The following is a 9,705-nucleotide window of genomic DNA, read 5'->3' as shown; positions in this document are numbered from 1 at the left end:
AATTCAACGATCTAATTGCATTCATAGATTACGATGGTGTGAAAATTAAAGTTAGAGATGTCGATCTAATTAGGGATGTATCTGCAATAATAGTTAGACCATTCGGTAGGATGAGTTTGGATCAAGCTATATTCAGAATAGACCTATTATACGCATTAAATGATATTGGAATACCAGTATTCAATAAGCCATATGCAATAGAGAAGTGCGTAGATAAGTTTAGAGCTTTATGCACATTGAAAATGCATGGAATACCAGTCCCAAAAACCATAGTTACGGAAAAACCCAATATAGCCTTCAAAAACCTTGAATTCATAAAGAGTAAGAGGGTTGTGCTTAAACCAATGTTTGGATCTAAAGGTCATGGAAGTACGAGGATAAAAGTTGATGAAAGGGATGTGTTATGGGAAGTTCTACATACAATAGGATTCGCCAAACACACAATATACATGCAGGAATACTTGAAGCATGGTGGTAGGGATATAAGGGCATTCGTACTTGGAAATAAGATTCTAGCAGCAATGTATAGGAAAGCGCCAAAGGGGATGTGGAAGACAAATATAGCTCAGGGGGCAATTCCAAGGAGGATAGAGAAGCTGGAACCAGAATTAGAAGAAATTGCATTGAAATCCACTGAAATACTTGGATGCGAAATTGCTGGTGTAGATATGGTGGTAGTGGAGGGATCTCCATATGTACTTGAAGTGAATAGTCAACCAGGATGGAAAGGTCTCCAAAGCGTTGTAACAGATATAGATATCGCCACGGAGATAGCTAAGTATGTGATTGAGAAAGCAAAAAAGTAGTTTGATGATTGAAATATCTCAATCAGATCGCTAAAGCCTTCCTCAAAAGATCGTAGTTTACGTAACCAGCCTTCAAAATAGATCCAGTCCTAAAATTGTTGACAACAACCACTGCTGGAGCAAAGACACTTGGATCCAACTTGAATAGGAACTCCACACCCACTTGTGAAACAAGCTCTGTGAAGGATTTACCATAATCCTTCGATGCCGAACTTGGGGATGCATTAACGTAACTTAAGAGTTTAGAGTCATCTGGATAGTCAACTATGTAGAATGTTGATCCACCATAAAGTAGCATATCATTGGTTTTACCCAACATAACCATTGGATTTGGATGTAGTGGAGCTATTGGGCATACCCCAAAACCATACTTCACAGTTTTTATGTCGAATCCAATTGCATGGAACTTATGTATACCAGTTTCAACTATCCTAGCACTAATCTGCACGGATCCAGCTACACTACTCGATGATGCAACAGCCAAATATAGGTTTTCAGGTTTAACATTAGCCGATTCACTAATGAACTTAACAACATCTTCATTGGGGAGGGATTCAGCTTCCAATACGAGGACAGCTTCATCCGAAACTTCACTATAACCCAACTCCTCATACAACTTCTTAGGCTTCCTCGCAAGAGCCCTAGCAGGTCCACTGGCATTGGCAAAGTATTCCCCAACCTTAATCCTCCAACCAGCAAGTTGTGAAGCCATACATGCCTCCACAGGGTGATCCGTGTAAACAGTAACTGCTGGTATGGTTAAACCATCAATGTTGAATCCTGTGAATCCAACTTCACCTAAACCTCCAAGACATATCTTTGAAAGTATTAATCCAGCTTCAAAACCACCAGGGCTCTTTACACCCATATCCACAACAGTTGCACCAGCAACTTTGCTATAGCTTATCTGGAGCTCCTTGCATCTATCAATAGCCTTCATCAATATGTCAACGGCAATTTTATTCATAGGTCTACTCAACTTCCACCCTCTCCTCCATGAAGTCTTTATACTGCTCAATTAATGATTTATTATCTTCGAGGGATATATATACGCTACCCCTACCACCAACAACTGCATCTGCTATGAATACTGCGAAGGGTTTATTCATGGATATCTTGCCAACCCTAACTGATGGGACTATTGAATCGAAGTAGAAGCTTGGTAGAATCCCCTCAACAACTCCACCCACAATAACCCTGCCAGCAGTCATCCTGGCACCAGGGTATAAGTCGCAATTCTTCTGGATTAGTATAGTTCCACCCATCATATTCAATCCACATAGCATTCCAGCATTACCATCTATGATTATCCTCCCACCCTTCATTCCAAAACCTATCTGCGACCCAGCATCACCATGTATCACTATCTCTCCACCAGACATCCCCTTACCAGGCCTTTCACCTGGAAGTTTCCCTCCAACACAATCACCACACCCCTTCATAACCTCAATACTTCCACCCTTCATCTTAGCACCAAGATAGCTTCCAGCCTTCCCCTCAATAAGTATGGATCCACCAATCATCCTATAACCAGCAAAATGCCCAACATCACCTTTAACAACAATCCTCCCACCACTCATCCTATATCCAATGTACTTCAATTTCCCAGAACCCAACCCTTCAATTAGTATTTCAATGGAATTCACATCTCCAGGAGCATTTGAAGGGCCGCTGACATCAAATAGATCCTTCAACTCAACGGATACCCCACCCTCAAGTATGCCGAGTTTAAGGATATCGTTTAAACTCTTACCAGCAAATGAATTTGGAGATATGTTTCTCGCATCCACCGGAACTTTAGGTTCATACTTCAATTTAACAATATAAGTTGATTTAACACTCATATATTTCACCTCAAATTGGTTTTTAATGGTATTTCCATAGGATTCCTCAACTCCCTATCCTCTATGAAGAAGTTTCTAAGTGAAATAGAGTAATACTTCTTGAATGCGGAATTCAAGTATCCTTCAACCTCCAAAACCATATCCTTTGGGATTTCAGGCTTAACGTATAGGGTTCTACCATAAACTTGCTTAACAATCTCACCACCCTTAACAATTATTTCACCACCCTTAATTGTCATGTAAGCTCTCCTAAAAGCCTTTGAAATCCTCTCATAATCCTTACTTAAATCCACAATTCTAGGGTCAATATCATATATTGCTATGTCAGCATCAGCTCCAATTCCAAGATGACCCTTAAACCTCTCTAAACCAAGAAGCTTTGCTGGAGAAGCTCTAGTGATTATTGCTATATCATACAATGTTAATTCACGATCCAATGATGGTATCACACACCTCTTCAAAGCCTTCCTATTCAGTTTAGCCATGAAATCCTCCCTAGCCTTCCTACTCATAAGCCAACTCATAACTACTGGATAATCTATGAATGGACCGCCATTGGGGTGATCTGTGGTTAAGAAGACTCTCCACAAATCCCTAGATAGCAATACAACTTCAAGTCCAATTGCCCATTGAATCGTATTAACATAACTCTTCTTCTTATACTTGTATGGAACAATCCCGGAAGCAGTTTCCACCTCAGTATCCGTAGTACTCCACTTCCAACGAGTTAAATGATATAATACGAATTCGAAGGGTGCATCTGCAGTCATGGTTGTTGCAGGTCTACCTGGAATAACTTGCCCCATATCCAAAGTCACATATGGATTTGCATTTAAAACATTAGCTATATCTTCACCACCACTCTCCAATGAACCCCAAGAATCACCCTTATAACCAGTGAATTGAACGTGCGTCACATGTAGAGCTGAACCTTCAGAAATTATCTTCAAATCCTTAGTTAAATTCATAGTTTCCATGGTTACCAAATAGTTTCCAGGGTACCCGAGCCTATTACAGTGAACATGAACTTTATGTGGCAAATTTAATTGCTGAGCTGATTCAGCTATAGCCTTAATTATATCTCTTGGAGTTAAACTATACCCTGGAACTTGATCATCTAAACCTAAACCTTTACCCTTAATCATCCAAGCAACATCAGAACCGGCATCAACAATCTTAAGGGAATAAGTTTTTGTTGCATATAGTAGCCAAGCAAGATATGCTGTAAGCATATCCCTACGGGATTCTTGAATTAAATCCAATACAATCCAATTGGAGTCCACGAGGACGAAGGCCATCTTATCGATCATTGGAATTGCATTGAGCTCTTCATGCGTATGTCTAGTCTTCAATGGTGGAGTTGCAGGTTCAGCCACAAGGGTGTAACCCATCCTAGCATAATCATAACCAAATCTGAATACGTTGGGTACTGTTAAGCCAGTTTCAGCCCTCTTAAATGGAGGTTTATGTGGTACATTCGTCATGTAGTGATCTTCAGGTCTAATCAACCTACCAACATTAACTTTAGGTCCAGCTATATGTGAATGTATATCTATACCACCTGGAAGGACAACTTTACCACTAGCATCCACAACAATAGCTTCACTCAAATTTATCTCGGAAGGATCAACTATCCTACCATCCTTAACACCTAAATCCATAACCTCCCCATTAATTGAATTCAATGGATCATAAACCAACCCATTCTTAATGAGTATTTGAGTCATTAAACCCACCCCCTCTTCTCCTTAACCTTACTCAATATCTTGGATAAAATCTCCACATCAGATAAAACCCCCTTAGGTGGATCTACAACCTTCCTCATCCTTATGGGTACACCATCCATCCTATAAGCAGTCCCCTCAAATTCAATTCCAACAAAGCCTGAGGGTATTATTACGTCGGAGAATAGCGTTGTGAGAGACCACTTAGCATCAATAACTATGACTGGGATCTTCGATAAATGTTGAACAGCCTCAATGGGTAGATGAGCTGCAGGATCACTTGCAACCACCAACATTGCATCAACATCACCATTTGCAAGTAGATCCACCGTGGTGGTAACTCCAGGGATCATCTTTGGAAACCCCCTTGAGAAATCAACTCCATATGGGTATCCAGTGAGCCATAGAATTGTCTCATTGGATCCACTAACATTGTAATGCCCCCTCATGGGTATTATTGCAAACTTAGTCCACTCATTCAATTCCTGAACCAACCTTATCACCTCTTGGAGATTCCTATTCTTAGCTCCACTCATAGTCACACCAACGCCGACAAATATAACTCCATACCTAGCTCTCATCATCATATCAGCTAACTCCAAAACCTTCTCCCTAGGTACACCTGCAATTTTGGGGGCTTCAATATCCAAATCCTTTAAAACCATCATTAAAGCAGTTATCAATTCAAGATCCCTCCTAGGTTCAATTTGAATGAATAAGTCTGCTTGATCAGCTATTGGAGTTTTCCTAACATCAATAACCACAATCTTCCTATCCCTACGACCCTTGGAAAACCTCCCCTCACGTAGAATTAAGCGTGTAAAGTGGTTTAAGTGAGCGTGGGATGGATTTGAACCCCAAAATATTATTAGATCAGCCAACTGTATAACTGTCCCAAAAGTCGTCCTAACAGTACCAACCTCTTGAGCCCCCTGAATTGTGGGACCATGACATATGGTGCTCGTGTTATCTATAACCCCATGCAATATCTCAGCCAACTCAACACCAACCTCAACAGCTTCATTGGAAGTGTTAGACCAGCCGTATAGTAGTGGATACTTGGATTTAACAAGTATATCTGAAGCTAAATCTATAGCTTCATCTAAATCAACTTCAATGAGTTTACCATCCCTCCTAACGTAAGGTTTCAGTATCCTATGCCTCCAATAATTGAGGAATTTAGCCATGGAAATGGCGCATCCACCAACATTCCTAACAATCTTATCACCCTCAACCTCGATCTTCAAATGATCGCATAAATCCCCACAAAATGGGCATGGAACATCTTCAAAAACCCTCCTCTCACCTGAATTCAATGGTTTATCCATGGGGTAAACTTCAAGCCCCTTAGCACCAAGACTCCTCAAAATATCATTTAAGGATGTAATTCCATCAGTGGTGGATTCAACTGAAACCTTAACGGACTTCAAACTAGGCATACCAGTACCATCAGTCAATGAATGCATAATGAAGTTAGCCCATGGACCCATAGGAATAAAAATAACGCCTGAAGGAACCCTATCACTAGACTTAACTGGTAGAACAACGGAATATTTGGATGTTGAAACCTTAACCCTATCAGTAACGCCAAGTCTACCCATATCTTCAGGGTTCATCTCCACAACAGCCACAGCTTGAAAATACCTATCACTAAGTTTACCATCACTCTCCATGGAAACTCCTTGAGACAGCGTCCTCCCAGTAACTAAAAAGAATTGTTGGGAGGAGGTCATTTGCCACGTGCCTCCTCCATCAACTTCTCCTTAAACAGTATAGTGCCATCAGAGCTATGTGGCGTTCTAACCAATGTATCACCATACTTCTCTATTTCGCGAGCTTCATCAGCCAATTTAGCTGCATACCTCATAATCTCATGGGCTGCTGCAAGTATTGGTATGTATCTCTCACGCTCCTTAATCTTGAAGCATCCCTCCGTAGTTAGATCTGAAACCTTCACAGCAATGTCATAGGCAGCCATAGCCTTAGCCTTAGCATATGGATTCCTATACTCAGCATACGTTACTGCAACCTCCTTATCCACAACGATCTTCGGTAATGATGGCTTTTCACCAGCCTTCAACGAATTTATAACTTTATCCAATTCAACTTGTAGAAGCCTAACAACTCCAGTGGCAGCTAAAACCTTAATTACATCGGTATTGAATATTGTCATTTCAACTGGATCCAAGAAACCTCTACGAGCTCCAATCATGGAATCAGCCAACACAATTATGTATCCAAAACCCTTCTCCTCAAGCTCCTTAGTAATCCTCCTAGCAGGTGCATCTGAAATTACAATCACATTCTTACCCTTCTCACCAAGAGCATTCCTAACCTTAGTTGGACCTGGGAGGGATGCATTTGGACTTGGAATTATGTATAAATCGTAGTCTTCAGCTAAAGCCTTCTTGGCAAGTTCCTCAGCATTAGCTTCAGTCATCTTAGCACCCACACTTAAAACTCTAACTTCAATATCCCCCCTATCAGCCCTCTCATCCAAAACATACTCTAGGAGTGGCGATGAACCAATACATCCAAGCTTCAAAATACAAACCTTCACAACTTTACTCGACATACCCATCACCACTAAACTTTAACTTCAATACTTTTAACACTTTCTAAAGCCTCCTTCAAACGCAAATGATATGGGCCAAGCTTACCACCATAATTCCCAGCATCAATCTTGACAACACCTGGAACACTTGCAGCGGCTTTAATGGCCAACCCCATAGCCATCAAAACATCATCCCTCCTAAGACCATTGATCACAATCTCATAAACTGATTCAACACCCTCAGGAATCCTTGTATCCTTAACAATATTCCTTAAAACTGGGCAGTATGGATGGTTTGTTGTAGCTCTAAGCTTCGGATACTTCAATGAACCCACCTTAGAACCTGAGCGGACAATACCTCCAGGGAATGGCGTTACCACATACTTACCATACCTATGTATGGCTTTCACAGCTTTCTCAGCTGCATTTAAACATGCATCCCTACTCTTAGCCAATATGAGTATATTTCCACCAGCAACCCCCTTAACCAAGCCAAATGAATCTTCAATTATGAATTCACCCTCCATAACTGGGATCCTCCAAACCTTCCTCCCACCAATAGTATCCTCCCTCTCAAATCCATCACCAAACTTTGCAAGAGACTTACCAATATACATCTTCCTCTTAACCTTTGGAAGACCATTAAATGCAGATGCAGTGGCTGCTGTGAGAACGCATTGACCAATCCTAATTAATGTTACAAGCTTCAATGTTGCTGGATCATTATGATATATATGTATAGCTGCCCCAGGACGCTGATCTGGAGTCAACTTACTTGAAACAAGTTTTTCAATTCCAGCTTCACCTGGACATGCAATAACAGATGTACCAAGACCAGTAGCTGCACGTGCAGCCACAAGAGCCCATTTGGCATTGATAGCCGTTATGAAAACTCTAGTTGCATACATTGGGAATGCTTCAGCAAAAGTGTCTTCAATTAAAACATCATCCAACTTAAAACTCAAAGACCCTCACCACTCTTAATTTAAGTAGGTGATTTGAATTTAAAGTTAATGAATAGTGAGGAAGCTTGTGGAGGTTTAAGGGGTATAGGAGGCCATTCAAATACTGGATTCCAGGCACGAATGTAGTTGATGAAATTGTAAAGGCATATGGGAAACTGTTGAGGGATGGAGATTTAATAGCAATATCTGAAAAGGCCATATGTACAGCTAAGGGGAACATATATGATGAGAGTAGGATAGTATCAGTAGACCCAATAACTAAAATTTCATCATATATTGTAAATAAGGTTTTATGGGGTAAAGTTCTCAGCTCAAAACTACCATCAGAAGCTGTGGAGATGATTAGATGGGTGCCAATAAGATATGTGGCTTCACATAAAAAGTTGGCTTTAAAATATGGTGGATTAATACAATTCCTAAAACCATACTCGGAAGCAGGGATAGATGCCACAAACCTACCATACACATACGTATCACTACCATTAAGGAAAGCAGATAGGGAGGCAAGATACATCAAGTATAAGGTTGAAAGGAAATTGAAGATCAAAGTGAACATTCTAATCGTAGATACAGATAGAACATTCAAAATTAAGGGGGTAGATAACATTGCAATAACAACCAGACCATCAACAATAAAAGGCTTAATAGATATGGGGGGATTGGGATTCATAATTGGTAAGATTTTCAAGAATAAATTCTTCGAAGAATACCCAACGCCAATAGCATATAAAGGTGAATACATGAACTTAACAGACATACTTAGAGCTACGAAATTTGCAGATAAATTGATGGGACATGGATTTGGGAGGGATGTCATGGAGATGTTGAAGAGGGTGGGCAAGGGGAGTTTTGAGGAAATCAAGTGGATTGACATGTATAGAATAAAGCATTACCCAGCAGTGGTCATCAGAAAGTGTCAATAGAATAGATTTTTAAGTCAAAATAAAACTACTATAGCTTGTATAAAGGTGTTAATGAATGTGTGAATCTGATGCTTACATTAAAGTTGATGGTAAGGAGGAATTACTCGCCAAAGAGATAGTTACACTAATGCCAAGGGAGAATGGATACATACTAATAGACTTATCGGGAAATAAGTATGAATTGAATGATGTGGTAATAGACCACATAAACTTCGTAGCACACAAAATATTTTTCAAGAAGATTAAGCATTAGAGGACTATTAAATGAAGATAGCTATAGTTGGAAAGGGTGGAACTGGGAAAACAACCATATCAGCATGCCTAGCCAGACTACTTGGAAGAGATGGATATAGGGTTATAGCTGTAGATGCAGATCCAAGCTTAAACCTATCAATAGCATTGGGCGTACCTCCAGAAGAAGCCGCTAAGAAGCCAATACTATTCAATGAAGAAGAATTCATAAAATCCAGAACTCAGCTACCAAGTGGATTGTATATAATGAACCCAAAAGTTGATGATGTAATAGAAAGATTCGGCATCAAAGCTCCAGACAACGTGATACTAATAAGATTTGGGGAAGTAAAGCAAGCGGGATCTAGATGCCTATGCCCAGAATATGCATTCTTAAGAGCACTATTCTCCCACCTAGTACTCGGCAGGAAAGATACAGTTATATTCGATATGGTTGCAGGACTGGAACATATGAGTAGAGGGGTATTGAGGGGGATAGACTTAATGCTATGCGTAGTGGAACCAAGTGTAAAGTCAATTGACGTGGCTATACAAATGGAGAAGTTTGCAAGAGATCTAAACATAAGAGGGTTCTCAGTGATTGCAAACAAGATTAGAAATAGTAAGGATGTGGAATTGATATTGGAACTAATGAAGA

General features: G+C 40.2%; 10 protein-coding genes. 4 read left to right on the top strand and 6 right to left on the bottom strand.

Going from position 1 to position 9,705, the window contains the following annotated elements; translation table 11 throughout:
• Positions 1-806, top strand: an 806-nt coding sequence (locus MRT15_RS07015) for a RimK family alpha-L-glutamate ligase (protein WP_304329223.1), incomplete at its 5' end; no start/stop codon positions are given.
• Between the two features lie 22 nt (positions 807-828).
• Here MRT15_RS07015 and mch read toward each other — a convergent pair.
• From mch to fhcD, 6 genes are read right to left on the bottom strand one after another with little or no spacing between them, the layout of a single operon-like run.
• A complete protein-coding gene (mch, locus tag MRT15_RS07010; RefSeq protein WP_304329221.1) occupies positions 829-1,785 on the bottom strand; it encodes a methenyltetrahydromethanopterin cyclohydrolase in 957 nt (318 codons plus the stop codon).
• Entirely contained in the window at positions 1,778-2,650 is an 873-nt protein-coding gene (locus tag MRT15_RS07005) for a formylmethanofuran dehydrogenase subunit C (RefSeq protein WP_304329219.1), read from the bottom strand. Before MRT15_RS07005 ends, mch begins: the two co-directional genes overlap by 8 nt.
• 5 nt (positions 2,651-2,655) lie before the next feature.
• Complete coding sequence (locus tag MRT15_RS07000) at positions 2,656-4,377, bottom strand: formylmethanofuran dehydrogenase subunit A (protein WP_304329217.1); 1,722 nt, start codon at positions 4,375-4,377, stop codon at positions 2,656-2,658.
• Entirely contained in the window at positions 4,377-6,107 is a 1,731-nt protein-coding gene (locus tag MRT15_RS06995) for a formylmethanofuran dehydrogenase subunit B (RefSeq protein WP_304329215.1), read from the bottom strand. Before MRT15_RS06995 ends, MRT15_RS07000 begins: the two co-directional genes overlap by 1 nt.
• Complete coding sequence (locus MRT15_RS06990; RefSeq protein ID WP_304329213.1) at positions 6,104-6,949, bottom strand: F420-dependent methylenetetrahydromethanopterin dehydrogenase; 846 nt, start codon at positions 6,947-6,949, stop codon at positions 6,104-6,106. The genes MRT15_RS06995 and MRT15_RS06990 overlap by 4 nt, the downstream gene beginning before the upstream one ends.
• 11 nt (positions 6,950-6,960) lie before the next feature.
• Positions 6,961-7,893 (bottom strand): formylmethanofuran--tetrahydromethanopterin N-formyltransferase, encoded by a 933-nt coding sequence (gene fhcD, locus MRT15_RS06985; RefSeq protein ID WP_304329211.1) that lies wholly within the window; start codon positions 7,891-7,893, stop codon positions 6,961-6,963.
• Between the two features lie 65 nt (positions 7,894-7,958).
• Here fhcD and MRT15_RS06980 point away from each other — a divergent pair, with 65 nt between their 5' ends.
• From MRT15_RS06980 to MRT15_RS06970, 3 genes are all read left to right on the top strand, one after another.
• Entirely contained in the window at positions 7,959-8,816 is an 858-nt protein-coding gene (locus MRT15_RS06980; protein WP_304329209.1) for a coenzyme F420-0:L-glutamate ligase, read from the top strand.
• A gap of 55 nt (positions 8,817-8,871) precedes the next feature.
• A complete protein-coding gene (locus tag MRT15_RS06975) occupies positions 8,872-9,069 on the top strand; it encodes a CooT family nickel-binding protein (protein ID WP_304329207.1) in 198 nt (65 codons plus the stop codon).
• A gap of 11 nt (positions 9,070-9,080) precedes the next feature.
• Positions 9,081-9,705 (top strand): AAA family ATPase (locus tag MRT15_RS06970; RefSeq protein WP_304329205.1); only part of this gene is annotated, 625 nt, incomplete at its 3' end.

The sequence above is a fragment of the Candidatus Culexarchaeum yellowstonense genome, assembly GCF_024707025.1.
Lineage (GTDB): Archaea > Thermoproteota > Methanomethylicia > Culexarchaeales > Culexarchaeaceae > Culexarchaeum.
The sequence above is the reverse complement of the archived record's forward strand: the minus strand, read 5'-3'. Positions and strand labels throughout refer to the sequence as shown.